The sequence below is a fragment of the Helicobacter monodelphidis genome (genome assembly GCF_003288845.1).
In the GTDB taxonomy this organism is placed as follows: domain Bacteria; phylum Campylobacterota; class Campylobacteria; order Campylobacterales; family Helicobacteraceae; genus NHYN01.
The window spans coordinates 1-18052 of sequence record NZ_NHYN01000022.1; the positions used below are offsets into that span (position 1 = coordinate 1).

Annotated in this window: 24 protein-coding genes and 2 pseudogenes; 19 read left to right on the plus strand and 7 right to left on the minus strand. The window is 35.0% G+C overall.

The window, feature by feature from the left end; genetic code table 11:
* Window positions 1-77 precede the first annotated feature (77 nt).
* Both CCZ01_RS10475 and CCZ01_RS08400 read right to left on the minus strand, forming a co-directional pair.
* The gene (locus tag CCZ01_RS10475) at window positions 78-239 is read right to left on the minus strand and encodes a hypothetical protein (protein ID WP_181566378.1); all 162 of its coding nucleotides are present in this window, start codon (window positions 237-239) and stop codon (window positions 78-80) included.
* Window positions 240-604: 365 nt separating this feature from the next.
* Complete coding sequence (locus CCZ01_RS08400; protein WP_112052777.1) at window positions 605-1057, minus strand: hypothetical protein; 453 nt, start codon at window positions 1055-1057, stop codon at window positions 605-607.
* A 106-nt stretch (window positions 1058-1163) separates the two neighbouring features.
* Between CCZ01_RS08400 and CCZ01_RS08405 the strand changes: the two genes are divergently transcribed.
* The 3 genes from CCZ01_RS08405 to rpmA are packed head-to-tail and all read left to right on the plus strand — an operon-like array spanning window position 1164 to window position 2184.
* A complete protein-coding gene (locus CCZ01_RS08405; RefSeq protein ID WP_112052778.1) occupies window positions 1164-1541 on the plus strand; it encodes a RidA family protein in 378 nt (125 codons plus the stop codon).
* Window positions 1542-1600: 59 nt separating this feature from the next.
* Window positions 1601-1915 carry a 50S ribosomal protein L21 gene (gene rplU, locus CCZ01_RS08410; RefSeq protein WP_181566379.1) on the plus strand — a complete coding sequence of 105 codons (315 nt, stop codon included), beginning with the start codon at window positions 1601-1603 and terminating at the stop codon, window positions 1913-1915.
* An 8-nt stretch (window positions 1916-1923) separates the two neighbouring features.
* Window positions 1924-2184 (plus strand): 50S ribosomal protein L27, encoded by a 261-nt coding sequence (gene rpmA / locus CCZ01_RS08415; protein ID WP_112052780.1) that lies wholly within the window; start codon window positions 1924-1926, stop codon window positions 2182-2184.
* Window positions 2185-2517: 333 nt separating this feature from the next.
* Here the strand turns inward: rpmA and dcm are convergent, their stop codons facing one another.
* Entirely contained in the window at window positions 2518-3516 is a 999-nt protein-coding gene (gene dcm, locus CCZ01_RS08420) for a DNA (cytosine-5-)-methyltransferase (RefSeq protein WP_258437138.1), read from the minus strand.
* A 215-nt stretch (window positions 3517-3731) separates the two neighbouring features.
* Here dcm and CCZ01_RS08425 point away from each other — a divergent pair, with 215 nt between their 5' ends.
* Together CCZ01_RS08425 and CCZ01_RS08430 are read left to right on the plus strand one after the other, a co-directional pair.
* The gene (locus tag CCZ01_RS08425; protein ID WP_258437140.1) at window positions 3732-4175 is read left to right on the plus strand and encodes a MarR family winged helix-turn-helix transcriptional regulator; all 444 of its coding nucleotides are present in this window, start codon (window positions 3732-3734) and stop codon (window positions 4173-4175) included.
* Between the two features lie 9 nt (window positions 4176-4184).
* Window positions 4185-4739, plus strand: coding sequence for a YceI family protein (locus CCZ01_RS08430; protein ID WP_112052783.1), 555 nt, complete (start codon window positions 4185-4187; stop codon window positions 4737-4739).
* A gap of 168 nt (window positions 4740-4907) precedes the next feature.
* On the opposite strand, the gene CCZ01_RS08435 is transcribed toward CCZ01_RS08430, so the two are convergent.
* Both CCZ01_RS08435 and CCZ01_RS08440 read right to left on the minus strand, forming a co-directional pair.
* A complete protein-coding gene (locus CCZ01_RS08435; RefSeq protein ID WP_112052784.1) occupies window positions 4908-5366 on the minus strand; it encodes a MerR family transcriptional regulator in 459 nt (152 codons plus the stop codon).
* Between the two features lie 23 nt (window positions 5367-5389).
* Window positions 5390-5887 (minus strand): NAD(P)H-dependent oxidoreductase, encoded by a 498-nt coding sequence (locus tag CCZ01_RS08440; protein WP_258437143.1) that lies wholly within the window; start codon window positions 5885-5887, stop codon window positions 5390-5392.
* 131 nt (window positions 5888-6018) lie between these two features.
* Here CCZ01_RS08440 and CCZ01_RS08445 point away from each other — a divergent pair.
* The 3 genes and pseudogenes from CCZ01_RS08445 (at window position 6019) to CCZ01_RS10870 (ending at window position 8563) form a co-directional block, all read left to right on the plus strand.
* Window positions 6019-7917: pseudogene (locus tag CCZ01_RS08445) on the plus strand (type I restriction-modification system subunit M).
* Between the two features lie 75 nt (window positions 7918-7992).
* A complete protein-coding gene (locus CCZ01_RS08450; protein WP_112052786.1) occupies window positions 7993-8184 on the plus strand; it encodes a hypothetical protein in 192 nt (63 codons plus the stop codon).
* 178 nt (window positions 8185-8362) lie between these two features.
* Window positions 8363-8563 carry a Fic family protein gene (locus tag CCZ01_RS10870; RefSeq protein ID WP_258437146.1) on the plus strand — a complete coding sequence of 67 codons (201 nt, stop codon included), beginning with the start codon at window positions 8363-8365 and terminating at the stop codon, window positions 8561-8563.
* A 156-nt stretch (window positions 8564-8719) separates the two neighbouring features.
* Here the strand turns inward: CCZ01_RS10870 and vapC are convergent, their stop codons facing one another.
* The gene (gene vapC, locus CCZ01_RS08460) at window positions 8720-9124 is read right to left on the minus strand and encodes a type II toxin-antitoxin system tRNA(fMet)-specific endonuclease VapC (RefSeq protein ID WP_112052787.1); all 405 of its coding nucleotides are present in this window, start codon (window positions 9122-9124) and stop codon (window positions 8720-8722) included.
* A complete protein-coding gene (locus CCZ01_RS08465; protein ID WP_112052788.1) occupies window positions 9121-9384 on the minus strand; it encodes an antitoxin in 264 nt (87 codons plus the stop codon). The genes vapC and CCZ01_RS08465 overlap by 4 nt, the downstream gene beginning before the upstream one ends.
* Before the next feature lie 396 nt (window positions 9385-9780).
* Between CCZ01_RS08465 and CCZ01_RS08470 the strand changes: the two genes are divergently transcribed.
* From CCZ01_RS08470 to CCZ01_RS08520, 11 genes and pseudogenes are all read left to right on the plus strand, one after another.
* Window positions 9781-11001 carry an AAA family ATPase gene (locus tag CCZ01_RS08470; RefSeq protein WP_112052789.1) on the plus strand — a complete coding sequence of 407 codons (1221 nt, stop codon included), beginning with the start codon at window positions 9781-9783 and terminating at the stop codon, window positions 10999-11001.
* Between the two features lie 154 nt (window positions 11002-11155).
* A pseudogene (locus CCZ01_RS08475) lies at window positions 11156-11689 on the plus strand (RloB family protein); the annotation flags it as partial.
* Between the two features lie 347 nt (window positions 11690-12036).
* Complete coding sequence (locus tag CCZ01_RS08480) at window positions 12037-12912, plus strand: glycosyltransferase (RefSeq protein ID WP_112052791.1); 876 nt, start codon at window positions 12037-12039, stop codon at window positions 12910-12912.
* A 304-nt stretch (window positions 12913-13216) separates the two neighbouring features.
* Window positions 13217-14764, plus strand: a complete 1548-nt coding sequence (locus CCZ01_RS08485; RefSeq protein WP_112052792.1) for a type I restriction-modification system subunit M — start codon at window positions 13217-13219, stop codon at window positions 14762-14764.
* Window positions 14765-14947, plus strand: coding sequence for a hypothetical protein (locus tag CCZ01_RS08490; RefSeq protein ID WP_112052793.1), 183 nt, complete (start codon window positions 14765-14767; stop codon window positions 14945-14947). It abuts the gene before it with no gap.
* Entirely contained in the window at window positions 14944-15231 is a 288-nt protein-coding gene (locus CCZ01_RS08495) for a GIY-YIG nuclease family protein (protein ID WP_112052794.1), read from the plus strand. The genes CCZ01_RS08490 and CCZ01_RS08495 overlap by 4 nt, the downstream gene beginning before the upstream one ends.
* 169 nt (window positions 15232-15400) lie before the next feature.
* The gene (locus tag CCZ01_RS10765) at window positions 15401-15877 is read left to right on the plus strand and encodes a restriction endonuclease subunit S domain-containing protein (protein WP_220106547.1); all 477 of its coding nucleotides are present in this window, start codon (window positions 15401-15403) and stop codon (window positions 15875-15877) included.
* 51 nt (window positions 15878-15928) lie between these two features.
* Window positions 15929-17182: a restriction endonuclease subunit S gene (locus tag CCZ01_RS08505; RefSeq protein ID WP_112052795.1), complete on the plus strand. Its 1254-nt coding sequence runs from the start codon at window positions 15929-15931 to the stop codon at window positions 17180-17182.
* Window positions 17183-17393: 211 nt separating this feature from the next.
* On the plus strand, window positions 17394-17612 hold the full coding sequence (locus CCZ01_RS08510) for a type II toxin-antitoxin system HicB family antitoxin (protein ID WP_112052796.1): 219 nt from the start codon (window positions 17394-17396) through the stop codon (window positions 17610-17612).
* A complete protein-coding gene (locus tag CCZ01_RS08515; RefSeq protein WP_112052797.1) occupies window positions 17605-17805 on the plus strand; it encodes a type II toxin-antitoxin system HicA family toxin in 201 nt (66 codons plus the stop codon). Before CCZ01_RS08510 ends, CCZ01_RS08515 begins: the two co-directional genes overlap by 8 nt.
* Window positions 17795-18040, plus strand: a complete 246-nt coding sequence (locus tag CCZ01_RS08520; protein WP_112052798.1) for a hypothetical protein — start codon at window positions 17795-17797, stop codon at window positions 18038-18040. Before CCZ01_RS08515 ends, CCZ01_RS08520 begins: the two co-directional genes overlap by 11 nt.
* Window positions 18041-18052 lie beyond the last annotated feature (12 nt).

Genomic DNA, 18052 nt, shown 5'->3' on the forward strand with positions numbered 1-18052 from the left:
ACTGTGTTGTTTCTGTGGCTTGATTTTTCATCATACTTTCAAAAAGTCCACCCACCACACTACCCAAAATACCGCCACTAATAATCCCACCATCGATAACAAAATCCTGCCGTTAAAGATCCGTCCTTGTTAAGTAAAATTCCGTCTTCAAGATAGCAAGCATAATTCAAAATATCGGGTAAACCTTGTAAAAATCCCACAAAGGGCATATTTTCCAATCGATAAACAAGAGCTAACACAAGAGGGGCTTAAAGCAGTTAAAGAGATTATACAAGAGGAGCTAAAGAGCTAGTTGCAAACGCTACGTATACACTCATAAATTTCCTCCTCCTCTGCATTCCCCTCCCCAACCCTCCCGCAAGGGGGAGGGGCTTAGAATAGGGTGTATCTCCCACACGAGGATAAATCCATTCATACTGTCATTGCGAGGGATGGGGGTAAAATACAACATGGAAATCCCTTACCTCCCTGTAAAGGAGAAAAGGAAATGTTTCCGCATGGATTCTGTGGATTTTTCGCACTACTCAGAATGGCAGAGATTTTCGTTAACGACTGATATTACACCAAGCAACTAAGAAATTTTTACTATTCGTAGTTATCGGCATTATAAATCGATTCTTTCTTCTTGCATTTCGTAGGATCCAATCTGTACTTTGGGTGACACAGGTTGAATATTGGATTTCCCTGTATGAGTTTGAATTTTTGACCTGCTTTTAGGTAACTCCTTTGTGCGAGATGAGGAAAGCATTCCAACAACCTTCCCGGTGCGTCCATCAATAACATAACCTTTTTCAGAGTTTGGATTCTTGCTACGCATTTTGCGGATTTGTTCATCAATAATTTGTTTTTTTGCATTCTCCTCCCTTAAAGTGTGAAGGGGTTGTAGGGCAGGCTTTCTCCCATCTGCATTAATTGTTGGTACGGAACGCATAGAGTCATAACGACTCTTTTTGGTATTTGCTGTTGAAGATGTTTGATTTTTGAATTCCACATAGTTATCTGCCCAAAGGAAAGAAAAAAAAGATAAAACAACTACTACAGATAAACAAATTTTCATTTAATACTCCTTAATATCAACAGAACTTTAGTCGTGCTATTGTATAATTTGTTTGCTTAATTTTTAGTGTAAAAGCAGTTATTTTTTGTTAAGGAGTACTTTAAAAATGCGAATTCTACAAACACAAGATGCCCCATCAGCAATTGGTCCCTATTCTCAAGCTATTGATATTGGTTCATTGATTTTCACTTCTGGACAAATTGCACTTACTCCGCAAGGAGATTTGGTATCTGGCGGAATTAAAGAACAAACTAAGCAAGTGCTGGAGAATCTTAAAGCTGTATTACAATCTGGGCAAAGCTCTCTTCAGCAAGTTATCAAGACAACAGTTTTTTTAAGCAATATGGACCACTTCAACGATTTTAATGAAATTTATGGGCAATATTTTATACAACATAAACCTGCAAGAAGTACGGTTGCAGTTAAAACTCTTCCTAAAAATGTACTTGTAGAAATTGAATGTATTGCTTTAAAGAATTCTTAATCCTTTGTGGGATATAATTGGGATTTCATATTTAAGATCTAAACTTTTAAGGAGCATTCTTGATGTATGCGATTTTTAGGAATGGAGGCAAACAATACAAGGCAACGGTAGGGGATATTCTCTTGCTTGATAAAATGAGTCTTGAGCCAAAGTCAGAAGTCAGCCTAACAGAAGTCTTAGCAATCTCAAAAAATGGCGATCTTGTCTTGGGATCGCCGTTTGTGGATGGGGCAGAAGTAAAAGGTGAAGTAATTAATGAGGGTAGAGCAAAAAAGGTTATTACCTTCAAGAAAAGAAGACGCAAAGATAGCAAAACAAAGAGAGGTTTTAGACGTTCTTTCACGCGTGTGCGTATCACTGCGATTAATGGATAGGAGAAAAAATGGCACATAAAAAAGGTCAAGGTAGCACCCAGAACAATCGTGATTCAGCTGGAAGACGTTTGGGCGTTAAGAAGTTTGGGCGTGAGTTTGTGCGTGCGGGTAATATTTTGGTTCGCCAAAGAGGTACAAAGTTTCATATCGGGCAAAATGTGGGTATTGGCAAGGATCATACTATATTTGCATTAATTGATGGTTATGTTGCGTTTGAGAGAAAGGATAAGAATCGTAAAAAGGTTTCTGTTTATCCCGAGCTTTCTTAACTTTATGGATTTAAAAAATTGGGTTAGAATATTTGGTATCTAATCCAGTTTTGTCTTTTGTTGAGTTCTTTGTGTTTCTTAAGATACCGAGTTCTTTCTTGTTGCTTCTTTGATTACTTTCATTTTTTCTAGTTTTGTATTTGTAATTTTGCTAAAAAAGTCTTAATGATGTCTATATATTATCTGCAAACATAATTTATTTTCAATGTGGTTGAAATAGAAAAAGCCTAAGTGTAACTGTATGAAATAGCCTTAGAGTTGTTCAAAGAGATTGCGAGAAAACTCTTTGAACTCACTATAAATTAAAATCTTACTATTCTAAGATTCCCCCACTTAGTTTCTCCTTAAGCACAAAAAACTTACGCTAGATTGTGGGGGCTTTCTGCATAAAATTGCACACCTTTGTATCATTAAATGCATTACATAAGGATTTATACTTAAGAGTATATGTCCCCCTCGATCCTTATAAATGTCTTCATAACTATTGAGGTTAATTAAAGATTGCGGATAGCCCTGAAAATTAAAACATTCTCTAGGTGTGAGTTTTCTGATACCGAAATCATCTTTGATTATAGGCACATTATGCCCACCTGTTCCCATATTTGCAGTAAGAGTTGGGCAAAGATTTGATTTATTTTCTCTCACATAGATTCTGCGTAGTTGATATATTGTATCTCGTTTTACAACACTTTCTTTAAGCCAATCATAATATTGACTTTTTGGTGTATAGTAAAAACAATCATCTTGTTTTATAGATTCTAGGCAATCATGAATAGTCTTTGTTAATTTGACAGGTTGTGGAAATGCAAATTTTTGATATTTCTTAACTTGTTTTTTGTGAAAAGCAACAATAAATATCCTTTCTCTATTTTGAGGTATATTGGCGTGTGTAGCAGAATTTAAGATTTCATGAAAAACAAAATATCCTAAATCTTGCAAGGTATTTAGAATAACTGAAAATGTATTACCTTTGTCATGATTCTTTAAATTTTTAACATTTTCTAAAAATATTACTTTTGGTCTATGCGTTTTGACAATTTTTGCAATCTCAAAAAATAATGTTCCTCTTGTGTCATCAAAGCCTTTTTGATACCCCGCAATGCTAAAAGCCTGACATGGAAATCCGCCACATAAAATATCAAATTTGTTGGGAATAAGGGCTTGAACTTCATCTTTGGTAATATCTCCAAAAAGTGGTGTTTTAGGAAAATTCAAGCTATATGCCTTCTGTGTATTTAAATCAATTTCGCTTGCATAAAGACAATCTTGCCCTTTAAGTGCAAAATGAAACCCACCAATACCAGCAAAAAGGTCAATAAAAGATATATTCACAATTTAAACCTAACCTTAAGATATAATCAACATTATATCATAAATCATGCAAATCCCCACACGCTCATTTGTGTTGAAAAATATAATAAAATGATAGTAGCTCCAAAGATTCTGAAGTTTCTTGACTCATTGGTAACTTTTAATTATAATCATTTTTTAGTATTATCATTAATAGTGATAATACTGCAAGATTATCTTTTGAAGGGGAATACAGAGTGGATTCTATTGATATTCGTGATTCTATTGGGTTTTTGGCGACAAAATTGCGTGAGAAGTTTTCATTTGCTTTTGATGAATATACAAAGGCACAATATGAGTTGGAGCATAAGCAAGTAGGGATTTTGTGGGTATGTCTCAATCAAGAAATCTCGCAAATCAAGCTTTGTGATTATATCCAAGTGGATAAAAATTATGTGAGAATCTTGCTTGATGATATGGAGCAAAAAGGCTTTATCTATCGTCAGAGAAATCCCAAAAATAGACAACAAAATCTCATTTTGCTGACAGATTCTGGCAAAGAGATTGCAAAAAAAAGCTACAAATATATGCTCAAAATGCAAAAAAAATTGCTTTTATCCCATATAGATAGCGATGAGATAGAGACGCTCCATAGGATTTTATTCAAGCTTTTTGAGGGAGATTTTGATACTTCAGATTAAAGGAAAATTATGGCTTTAAAAAGTTTAGTTGCACTGATAATGTGTGCGTTTATGGGGCTTGTCTCTGTGAGTGCAAAAGAGTTTCATTTGAAGAATGATTCGCATATTGGCTTTCGTATTAAGAAAATGGGTTTTATGAATGTGAAGGGGCATTTCAAGCAGTTTAGTGGCACATTGAATTTAGAATCTCCCCATAATATCAAAAGTTTGCAAGGCGAGATTGTGATAGATTCTGTCTTTAGTGATAGTAAAAAACGCGATAAACATCTTTTAGAAGCAGATTATTTCAATGCAAGTGTGAATCCAAAAGGCATATTTGTGATGACAAGCTATGAGATAAATAGCACCGAAGAGAGGCTATATAGAGGCACTATGCGAGCAAATCTCACACTCAATGGCGTAGAGAAAAACATCGCATTTGATTATAGCCTTGATATAAGTGATGAGACAATGCCTAAGCTCACATTAGAATCTAAGCTCAATATCAAGGATTTTGGTATGAAAGGCTCGGGTATGCACAGCGATGAGGCGATGATAGAGATAGAGACTTTGTGGGAAGAGTAGTGAGACTTTTTGATTTTGACTACGAGACAATCTCATACTAAAGCTTACGCAAAGCGTCAAATGCGGATTTGGATTATTGCTTAGACTCCTTGATAAGATTCTATATAATAGGGTCTTTGAATAGAGGTTTTGCATAGAATCTTTGGGGCTTATCGCATTTGCAGTGCGCTATTTTGATTTGCGTTTTTTGTCCTTTTTTGTATCTTTTTTACACACTTTTTTGCACTTCACATAATCCTTGCTTTGGGGATTCATCGCGTCTTTGCCATTTGAAAGCATATTGGCATACACATCAAGTTTGTGTTCTAGTGATTTGGCGATGGCTTGAAACTCCTTAATTTTTTCTAGCACGATTGTGTGCTGAATAGCTATCATTCTCTGCCTCTCTTGTGCCGTGCTATCGCCCTGCATAGCGAGATTGACATATTGCTTAATATCCTCGATACTCATATTGCTCCGACGAAACCAATCAATCCAGCCAACCCATTCAATATCGCTTTGAGAGAAATACTTGACGCCATTGCTATCGCGTTCTACAAATGGAAACAACCCTTTTTTCGCCCAGAATCGTAATGTATGAGGCGAAATTCCTGTTTGCTTTGAGACTTCAAGTATCGTGTATGCCATATTTGCTCCTTATCCCCATTTATTTATCCTTTCAAAACCCCCACATACTCACTCATATTAAGATTTTCTACATTCGCACTAAAAATACAATATGGCTCTAGCACTTCACATCCCATATAGCTAAATGCACTTTGTAGAGGTGAAAGCAATGTTTTCATATCATATCCATGATGTCCATCATAGCTTGATTCTGCACCGCCTAAAGTGGTAATGATTTGGAATTTCTTACCCTTAAGCATTTTAGAATCCGCACCATAAGCAATACCCGTTAGCACTTCATCTTGCCATTCTTTTAGCAAACTCGGTGTGCTAAACCAAAAGAGTGGAAACTGAAAGATGATTTTATCTGCGTTTTTAAGCAGTGTGATTTCAGCTTCTTTATCAATCTTGCCATTTGGATAGAGAGTATTGAGATTGTGTATCTCTAATCCTTGAATGTCTTTAGCAGATTCTAAAAGTGCTTTATTGACTTTAGAATCCTTAAAATATGTGTGTGAAAAAATCAAAAGTGTTTGCATCATTGCTCCTTAAGTTTAAATATTAAAAATGCAATTATAAACTATGAGAGCTACTCTAAGTCAAGAGGATTTTAAAATTTTATATTTTTGCTCAAAGAATATAATATAATTTCAAGAAACTACAAAGGGAACTTATGCCAATAAAGGAATTTCAGCCTATTATTAGCTTTATTTGGGGTGTGGCTGATAATATATTAAGAGATATGTATGTTAAGGGTAAGTATCGTGATGTGATTTTGCCTATGGTGGTGATTCGTCGTTTAGATTGTGTTTTGATACCTACAAAAGATCGTGTTTTAGATACTTAATAATAAATACAAAGACAAAATGAGCAATATAGATTCACTGCTGATAAGTCCAAAACATAGTAGCGGACATTGCTTTTATAATACCTCTCAATTTACATTGCAAAGCTTACTTGATGAGCCAAACAATATGATGTGCAAGATATTATCGATAAATTCAAGCTAAGAAATCAGCTTAAAACACTTGATGAAGCTAAGATTCTATATGCGACCATAGAGCGATTTTGTAGTCCTAAAATAAATTTAGGTATCGAATCTATCAAAGATTCTAAAGGTAATATCATACACGAGGGTTTGTCAAATCTAGGTATGGGATATGTGTTTGAAGAACTCATTAGAAAATTCAATGAAGAGAATAATGAAGAAGCAGGGGAGCATTTTACCCCGCGAGAGATTATTTCTTTAATGACACATTTGGTATTTCTACCGATTAAAAATGAGATAAAAGAGGGCACTTATCTTATCTATGATAATGCTTGTGGGAGTGGTGGAATGCTCACAGAGGCTAAGAAATCCATCACAGATAAAAATGGTGTGATACAATCAAAAGCACAAATTCACCTTTATGGACAAGAAAGCAATCAAGAAACTTATGCGATATGCAAAGCCGATATGATGATAAAAGAAGAAAATCCAGACGATATCAAATATGGCTCGACATTGAGTGATGATAAATTAGGGGATTTGACATTTGATTTTATGCTGACCAATCCACCTTATGGCAAATCATGGGGAATAGAGCAAAAAAAGCTAGGAGTTGAAAAAGGCACTTGCAAAGATGAGAGATTTAGCGTGGGTATCACAAATAGCGATGATGGGCAAATGATGTTTTTGCTTAATATGCTAAGTAAAATGAAAAATAACTCAAAGCTTGGTTCGCGTATAGCCTCCGTGCATAATGGAAGTAGTCTTTTTAACTCAAACTCTGGACAAGTCGCAATAAGAAAGCATATTATAGAGCAAGACTATCTCGAAGCTATCATCGCACTTCCTACAGATATGTTTTATAATACAGGTATCCCGACATTTATATGGATAATTACGAATAAAAAGCCTAAACACAAACAAGGCAAAGTTCAGCTTATCAATGCGACTAATCAAGCATTTTATCAAAAAATGAAAAAATCACTTGGTAAAAAGCAAAATGAAATGACACAAGAGCATATTCATCGTATCACAGATTTGTTTCTAGGTTTTAAGGGAGAGAAATATACTCAAAACATAAGGCAAAATAATAATCCAAAAGACTGCCTAATCTTTGATAATGATGACTTTGGTTATGCGAAAATTACCATAGAAAAGCCAAAAAGTATAGAATCTCTCCTGAGTAATGAAAAGTTCTTAGCATTGAAAGACAAAGATATAATCTTAAACAAACTCAAAACCTTAGAATCTCGCCCACAAGATTTCACAAGTAGAGATGATTTCCTTGCATTCTTAGGTGTAAAACTTAGCAAAACACAAGTTAATCTCATCATTGATAGCGACAAAAATACCAATACAGAAAAAATCCCACTCAAAACAGATATACAAAGCTATTATAATACAGAAGTCAAGCCTTATGTGTCAAATTCGTGGATTGATTGGGAGAGTAAAAGCATAGGCTATGAGATACTTTTCAATAAGTATTTTTATACCTACACGCCACCTCGCCCGCTTGAATCAATAGACAAAGAGTTGCGAGACTTAGAACAAGAAGTGCAGGATTTATTAAGGGAGATTCTATGAGAATATCTTTAGAATCTAAGCCAAAAGAAATAGCTTAAAGATAATATGCTAAAATTAAACAAAAGGAGCATAAAAATGACTTTAATATTAGAAAATGTCAAGCAAGAGTTTTTGGACGATTTTAAAGCCCTAGCAGATAAGGCACAAGCACATTTAAGCATAAAGCAGACAAAAATGAGCGACTTCCATCAACTACGCGAAGCTATGTTGCAAGATTTAAAAAAGCCAGAAAATAGAGCCGTGTTTGAAAGACTAAAAGACAAATGAGATATTTGAGTTTGCAAGAAGTGCAAATAATGCACGATGATATTATTGATACAATAGGCAGACTAAAGGGAGCAAACCCTAAGCAAATCGCTCTTTTAGATTCTGCTTTGACACAAATCCAAAATGATAGCTACTACCCAAGCTTATAGATAAACTTACGCATTTAATGTTTGCCTGTGTGAAGTTTCACCCCTTTGCAGATGGCAATAAACGCACCGCAATCTATATAGCAAAAGCTTTTATCAAGCTAAATTTCCCAGATTCTCTCCCCACTGATTTCTACCAAAAGCTAGAAGATACTATCGTTAGCGTAGCAAGTGATAGTATAAGCAAAGATGGGTTAGCACAAATCTTAACTGATATATTAAAAGGCAATTAAATGACAAAGCATAATCATACTGAATCTACTTGCAACATTAACTCACCTTATCATACTGACCTTGAGCAAAGGAAAAGGGAAGTATCTATAAACACTCAATTTATAGTATCCACAAAAGAAAACAATTTAGTTATTCATACCATCCTTTCAAGATTTTCATTCCGTCCAATTCTCTAGCTTTAACCCACTGATACGCCGAAACTCTTGAGCATTATTACTTACAAGCGTAGCATTGATACTCATCGCACACGAGGCGATAAGCATATCCATTCCACCTATCACACACCCTTTTTTCTCAAGCTCTGCCCTTATCTTACCATAGCATAGGGCGGATTGATAGTCAAACTCTACTATCTCAAAAGGAGTAATAAAATGTTCTAATGCGAGGAGGTTTTGCTCTTTTCGTTTGCTTTTACACACCTCATAATACAGATCGGCTATGGTAATACTTGAGAGATAAATATCGCCTATTTGATGAGATTCTAGCTTCTTACGGACTTTTGGGGGCTTGTTGTTGATGATATAGATACAGATATTTGTATCAAGGAGAATTTTACTCACCCTCCCTCCTTGTCGCTAAATACACTATCTCGCTCTTGTGGTGAATCTGTGTGGGATTGCAACTTTGTTGCAAAATCAGCTGAAAACTCACTCAATCCCTCAAACCAATCTCCCCACGCAAAGCTATCCTTAGGTATAAGTATCACACTACTACCTTGCTTCTTCGCTATTACCTCACTTATACCATCAAAGCGGAATTCTTTGGGTAATCGCACCGCTTGTGATGAGCCATTTTGAAATAATTTCGCAATTTTTGTCATCTTTACTACCTCATTAAAAATATATATGAAATAGTATATATTTTTAGAGATAAAAAGTCAAGGTATATCAATAAAGTTTAAGGGGAGCATGTTATAATATAGTTTTGAATAATAAAGATGATATAAAATCTTGCAAAGAGATATTTTTAACCCCAAATCACATAGAATATGCTTCATATATCACCGATGAATATAGCCAAAAGTATGCAGAAATGATCATGTAAAGGGCTTCGTAGAGAGTAGATGCGTATAAGGTAAAATAAGCGAATATAAAATTATATAGCATTTTAAATATAAAATTTGCAAATTTTTGTTAAAATATTCGTTCAATTTCATTTTTGAACTATATCTCGCTTAGATTTTTTGTAAATTCTAAGTTTTTGCAAGGATTAATTAATGTTAGTTGAATTTAGGGTAAAAAATTTCTTGTCCATTCAAGATGAACAAGTTTTTAGTATGGTTGCAAATACAGATAAAACTCATTTAGATACCCATACTTCGATACAATCACAAGGTTTAAGACTGCTTAAAAGCAGTGCAATATATGGAGCAAATGCTGCTGGAAAATCAAGCTTCATCAAAGCCATTGACATAGTACAAGAGATTATTCTTAATAGTGCTGGGCAACAAAGAGGAACAAAAATACCTATTACCCCATTTTTACCCGACTCTGACATTGATAGAGCTAGTACATTCGAAATTACTTTTTTAATTGACAATATTCGCTATCAATATGGCTTTAGTGCTACACAAGAAAGGGTTTTAGAGGAATGGTTGCTTGTGTATATGGGAACAAATATAGCTCAAAAATGGTTTGAGAGGGTTTATAATGACAAAAGCAATAAATATGAATGGAGTTTTAGCACTAAATTTTTAGGACAAAAAAAACTTTGGCAAGATTCTACAAGAGATAATGCTTTATTTCTATCTACCGCAGTGCAACTTAATAGCACTCAACTCCAGCCTATTTTTGATTGGTTTAGGGAGAAGCTTAGAGTTGGTGAGGCAAATAGTTGGAGTGATGATATTGTTACTATCGATATGTATAAAAATGAGAATCTTAAGAAAATTATAGATTTAGATATTGATAATATTAAGATTCAAGAAAAAGAATTTGATGAAAAAGATTTGCCTAGCGATATGCCAAAAGAGATTAAAGAGATAGCTATGCAAGAATTACAAGGCAAAAAACTCTTAGATATATCATTCATTTATATCAATCAGCAGGGGGAAGAAACTTCCATTTCTTTGAATAAGGAATCTGATGGAACACAAAGATTTTTTAAACTTATTGTTACTTGGCTCTATAGCTTAGAAAATGGTAATATTATCATTATTGATGACCTTCACGACCATCTACACCCATTGATGACTAAATTTTTAATTGAGCTTTTTCATAATAAAGATTTAAACAAATCAAATGCACAGCTTATTTTTACAACGCACGAAACTTCAGTATTAAACCAAGATGTTTTTAGAAGTGACCAAATTTGGTTTTGCGAAAAACAAAATAAAGCAACAAAGCTTTATCCATTAAGTGATTTTAAGCAGAGAAAAGAAGCAAATTTAGAAGATTCTTATCTTGCTGGTCGTTTTGGTGTATTGCCCCCACTTTAAAGATATTTCTCTAGCTATGGGAGAAAAAAACGGGAAGTGATGATTTATTTAAGAAAAATAGAAAAAGAAACGAACGAGATTTACAACGAAGAAAAAGTTTTAGAAAACAAAATGAAGTAATACTTATTGTTTGTGAAGGTAAAAAACAGAATATAAATATTTGACAACCCTTAGAGACAATCTCAAGATACCTAATGCGCATATTAAAACAGATAATAATTCAGATTCTGCCCCCATTAGCGTAGTAGAATATGCAGAAGGACAGAACAAGACAAATACTTACGATTCTACTTATTGTGTATTTGATAAAGATACACATACAAGTTTTAATCAAGCTATAAGTAAAATTAAGAACAATAGGAAACTAATTCATATTATTTCTAACCCTTGTTTTGAATATTGGATTTTACTTCATTTTGAATATACGACAAAATCATTTGGACAAAGTGGAAATAGTCCATGTCAAGAACTCACAGATCATTGCTTAAAAAAGTATTTACAAAATTATTGCAAAAGCTACAAGTTTGATGACAAAGTAAATTCTAAAATCAAAACTGCAATAGAAAATGCCAAAAAAGCTTATAAAGATGCAGAAAAAGATGATTTTAAATCTTCATATACAGAAATGCATATATTGGTAAATAAATTCTTAGATTTACAAAAAAATATACTCAATCAAGGCAAATAGCTAATGAAAAATAATACCCTACGCAATCTCCCGCAAGGGGGGGAAACTAAAACTTCAAGCAGTATCACAGATATTCAAATCAGCAAGACTCCATCAAGGAATAACCCTACAGAATCTAGCTAAACTCAAAGTATAGATTCTTCGGCTTCGCCTCATAATGACAGCTTGTCTCATCATATCGAGGGTTTGCCCGAAGTATTCAGACAATAGCACAGATCTAATATTATGGATTCTTCACTACGCTCAGGATGACGGGCAGTAAGTTGTCATGACTTTGGGCTTGAAGCCCGAAGTATCTATAAAAGTCTTGAGTCCTTTATAGATAAGCTCTGAAAGGTGCTGATATTGTGCATTGTTTTTTGCCATTCAAGCTAGAGATTGTCGCCATGAAACTTGCAAGAGAGTTGCAGATTCCATACATTGGGGCGTTTCATTTGCAACCAGAACACATTACTTACAACGCACACTTACGATACATTCCATTTATTCATCAATTTATTTTTTGGCTTTTCAAGGCAAAATTTTATCGCTTCATTCATCATATCCATTGCCCATCGCGACTGATTGAGAGCGAATTACAAAGAAATCACTATAAAGCAAAGTTTTTTGTTATCTCAAATGGCTTTAATACCTCATTTCAGCCCGTTGAATCAGCACAATCTGATGGTTTTTTCCATATTGTGATGACGGGGCGATATTCCGTAGAAAAGAGGCAAGATGTCCTTATTGAGGCGATTGCATTGAGCAAATATGAGAAGCAAATCAAGCTCCACCTCAAAGGGCAAGGACCAAAAGAGAAAGAATATAAAGAACTTGCAAAGAAGCTAAGCAATGAAGTTGATTTTGGCTTTGTATCAAAAGATGAGTTAGCAAAACTCTATGGCTATATGGATATATATGTGCATACCGCTGATGTCGATGGCGAGGCGATTTCGGCACTCGAAGCCATTGCCTCCGGGATTGTCCCAATCATCGCTGATAGTCCGCTTTCTGCGACCAAACAATTTGCCCTTGATGAGCGAAGTTTGTTTAAGGCGGGGAATGCGAGGGATTTGGCAGCAAAGATTGATTACTTCATGGAGCATAAAGAAGTCATCAAGGAGCTTTCGGCACAATATGCTCAAAGTGCGCAAAACTATGACTTATCTTTGTGTGTCGATAAAATGATTGCGATGTATCGTGAAGCGATTGATGATTTTGAGGATAAAAGACTTTTTGGATAGAATCTAGGCTTTGGTGGTATGAAGATTCTTTGCGTGAGAATCTACATTTTGAAGGAAGTGGTAGCAATCTAAAATAAAAGTGTGGATTGCCACGCCTTGACTATGTCAAGTCTCGCAATGACGAGGTATTTTGTCCTACTTAAGTGTAGCGAAGTATTCATGAGATAATAATACGGATTCTCTAAGTCAAGATGAGAGAACTAAAAAATCAAAGAAGTGATAAAATCAAATATATTCGCAATCTATATTTATGCTATAATCCACACTGCAGTCAAATCTCAATACCACACAAAAGGCTTATTTTATGGATATTAACACAGAAAGAGAGCACCTACACCGCACGATTTGGAGAATCGCAGATGAACTTCGCGGGAGTGTTGATGGCTGGGATTTTAAAAGCTATATTTTAGGATTTTTGTTTTACCGCTTCATTTGTGAGAATCTCATTGAATACATCAATCCTTTAAGCAAAGGAACAAATTACTCTGATTTAGATGATAAGAAAGCACAAACAGCAAGAGAGCGAATCTTAAATGCTAAAGGATTCTTTATCTTACCTAGTGATTTGTTTGAAGTTGTCTTGCGTGATACAAAAGATTCTAATAATCTCGCCACACTCAATGAACGGCTCAATACGGCATTTAACAATATTCAAAATTCTAGTTTAGGCAGTGAGAGCGAAGAGAATTTTAGGGGGCTTTTTAAAGATATTGATGTCAATGCTGACAAACTCGGCACAAGCCCGATTGAACGCAATAAAAAACTTTTAAAAATTATGCAAGAAATAAGCAAACTTGAACTTTCTTATGCAAATAATTCAATCGATGCCTTTGGCGATGCGTATGAGTTTTTGATGACTATGTATGCAAGCAATGCAGGAAAAAGCGGAGGCGAGTTTTTTACCCCACAAGAAGTGAGTGAACTTTTGACAAAAATAACTTTACATAACAATCCCTCGCCTAATAAAGTCTATGACCCTGCTTGTGGTTCTGGTTCGCTCCTCTTGCAATACAAAAAGATTCTGCATAAAGACCCAAAACTTGGCTATTATGGGCAAGAGATAAATCTCACGACCTATAACCTCGCACGAATGAATATGTTTTTGCATAATGTAGGCTATGAGAAGTTCCATATTGCCTTAGGCGATACACTTATCAAGCCTTGCGAGGGGCATAGGGAGCAAGAGCCATTTGATGCGATAGTCTCTAATCCCCCATATAGCACCAAATGGGAGGGTAAGGATAATCCTTTGCTTATCAATGATGAGCGATATAGCAAAGCAGGAGTTTTAGCCCCAAATTCAAAGGCTGATTTTGCCTTTATTATGCATTCGCTTTCTTGGCTTAGTGAGAGTGGAAGTGCAGCTATTGTGTGTTTTCCGGGTATAATGTATCGCACTGGAGCAGAACAGAAAATCAGGCAATACCTCATCACAAATAATTATATAGATTCTATCATCGCTTTAAGCGATAATCTTTTCTTTGGCACAGGCATTGCAGTTTATATTATGGTTCTTCGTAAAAATAAAATGAGTAATGATATTTGCTTTATCAACGCAAGTGATGAATTTATCAAAGCTACAAATAAAAACAAACTAAGCAATCAAAATATAGAATCTATCCTAAGTCTTTACAAAGAAAGGCACAATATCCCGTATAAAGTCGCCGTTGTTTCAAATGAAGAAGTCGCTAAAAATGACCATAATCTAAGCGTGAGTAGCTATGTCGAGGCAGAGGATACAAGGGAGATTATTGATATAGTTGCACTCAATGAGGAGATTAAGGCTATCGTAGCAAGACAAAATGCCTTGCGTAAGCAAATCGATGAAATCGTAAGTGAGTTGGAAGGATAAATGTGTTTGGGTATTTCAAAATGGATTGCCACGAGGCTAAAGCCTCTCGCAATGACAAGGCGAGACGTCATACCGAATCCCCATATCGTCATTGCGAGGAGCGGAAGCGACGAAGCAATCTATCACTTTTGTCATTGCGAACGCAGTGAAGCAATCCAAACGATAAATGAGGAAAATAAATGAAACAAGCCTATATCTATATCATTACCAATAAACGCAATGGCACACTTTATGTGGGCGTTACAAGTGATTTAATAAGGCGAATTTATGAGCATAAACATAAGCTTACACAAGGATTTTCTGCAAAATATGGCTTAGATATGCTCGTATATTATGAGATTTTTGATGATATAGAATCTGCTATCATTCGTGAAAAGCAAATCAAAGCAGGAAGTCGCAAGAAAAAACTAGAACTTATCAATGATTTTAATTCAAATTGGGAGGATTTATATGAGAGTTTGCTTTGATTGTGGATTATGGGTTGCCACGCCGACTTTGTCGGCTCGCAATGACATTGTGAAGCATGCATCGTCATTGCGAACGCAGTGAAGCAATCCAAAATAAAAGTGTGGATTGCTTTGTCGCTTTGCTCCTCGCAATGACGGAATGAAGTGTCTCGAATAAAAAGGAAAATAAATGAATAAAATAGAAAAACTTATAAAAAATCTTTGTCCTCATGGTGTGGAGTTTAAGGCACTTGGGGAAGTGTGTGATTACGAACAACCAACAAAATACATCGTCAAAGATACAGATTATAATGAACAATACAATATACCTGCATTAACAGCAGGACAAAGTTTTATTTTGGGTTATACGAATGAAAAAGATGGAATCTATAAGGCTGATAAAAAGAAGCCTGTAATAATTTTTGATGATTTTACTACTTCATTTCATTGGGTAGATTTTGATTTTAAAGTCAAATCTTCGGCGATGAAGATTCTGTATCCCTATCGTCATTGCGAACGAAGTGAAGCAATCCAAAATAAAAGTGTGGATTGCCACGAGGCTAAAGCCTCTCGCAATGACAAAATAATGGTGTCTTGCGCAATGATAAGGCAGAACATCATACTAAAATCCCTATATTGTCATTGCGAACGCAGTGAAGCAATCTAAAGTAATACTAAAGGGCTTGTCTCGAAGTATCCACAATAGAAAGGAGAGTAAATGAATAAGATAGAACAACTCATACAAAATCTTTGTCCTAATGGTGTAGAGTTTAAAGAACTACAAACAATATGCAATTTAAAAGCAGGTGATAGAATTATAAAATCGATGATGAGCAATGATTTTCAATATCCTGTTTATGGTGGTGGAACAGAACCAACAGGCTATTACAATAAATTTAACTTTAAAAATGCAGTTACAATTTCAAGAGCTGGAAGTGCAGGTTTTGTAGGATTTCAAGAAAGAGAATTTTGGGCTACTGATGTGTGTTTTGTGGCAACTCAAAAAGATGGGGTAATAATTAAGTTTGTTTTTTATTTTTTAAAAAACCATCAAAATGAATTACAAAAACATCTTTATGGCGGTTCAATGCCAAAACTTAATAAGTCATATTTATGGAATCTCAAAATCCCAGTCCCACCCATTGAAGTGCAAAATGAAATAGTGAGAATCTTAGATACATTTACAGAATTAGAGAAAGAATTAGAGAAAGAATTAGAGAAAAGACGCGCTCAATACAGCTTCTACCGAGATAAACTTTTAAGCTTTGAGGAGCTTAAAAAACGCTCAAGGGGGGGGGCAATTAGATATATGAGTTTGGGGGGAGTGTGTGAGAAAATCAATAAAGTTTCTTGGAAAAATATAGATTCTTTAGCTTTATCCCGCAATGACGGAATGAATGCGGATTGCCACGCCTTGACTTCATCAAGTCTCGCAATGACAAGAGAATATAAATATATTGATTTATCTTCTGTATCTAGGAAAAATAGAAAAATTACTGATATTCAATTCATTGATAAAAATAGTGCACCAAGCAGAGCGCAACAGATTGTCATCAAAGATGATGTTTTGTTTGCAACGACAAGACCAGCGCTGCATAGATTCTGTATTATCAATGATGAATTTGACGAATCAATTTGTAGCACGGGTTTTTGTGTTTTACGAACAAATAAACAAATTGTTTTACCAAAATGGATTTTTTATTGCATTTCTACTCAAAAATGTTTAGATTTTGTGCGACATAATGAACAAGGTACAAGTTATCCATCAATTTCAGATTCTGAATTTAAAAAGTTTAAAATCCCAATCCCGCCTCTTGAAGTGCAAAATGAAATCGTGAGAATCTTAGATACATTTGATGCCTTAGTCAATGATATAAGCATAGGACTTCCTGCAGAGATTGAGGGCAGGAGAAAGCAATATGAGTATTATAGAGAGAAGCTACTAAGCTTTAAAGAATGTGAATATGCGTAGATTTTTCAGTCGGCTATTGCTTCTTTCAGAATGACAGATTATACTTTCGTCATTGCGAACGCAGTGAAGCAATCCAAAAGAACAATGGATTGCTTCGTCGCTTTGCTCCTCGCAATGACATTTAATAAAGGGGAAGTAATGAATACAATAGAGTAAATCAAAATATGAAATTTATAGTATAATTAAGAGAATTGATACATAAGGATTGATGATGATACTCAATGCAGTGATAGAAAAAGATGAAAATGGATATTTTGCTTATATACCAGAGCTTAAGGGTTGTGTATCGCAAGGAGAGAGCTATGAGGAAGCTTTGCTCAATATCAAAGAAGCGGGTGAGTTGTATTTAGAGAGCTTGGAGCAAAGCGAGATTAATAAGATTCTTAGTAAAACTACCACAATAGTGCCTATTGAGATAGCAAATGCCTGAACTCCCAAAGCTCATTGCAAAAGAAGCTGAAAAAATCTTACTCCAAAATGGCTTTATCATTGATAGACAAAAAGGTAGTCATAGAATCTATATCAAAAATACTTATAGAATGGTTTTGCCTCATCATACAGGTAAGATTCTTCACCCTAAAATCATCAAAGAGCTTTTTGAGATAATAGAAAATGCGAAATAGTGATATTGTGGGCTACTATGAAACATTGTGTATTTCTCGCAATAATAAGGGCATTGTTATGGATTCTTCGGCTTACCTTGAGAATGACAGACTATACTTTCGTCATTGCGAACGCAGTGAAGCAATCCAAAAGAACAATGGATTGCTTCGTCGCTTTGCTCCTCGCAATGACGGAATGAAGGTAAATTGCGATACCTTGACTTTGTCAAGACGGAATGATGATCTCGTGCAATGACTGGATAAATCT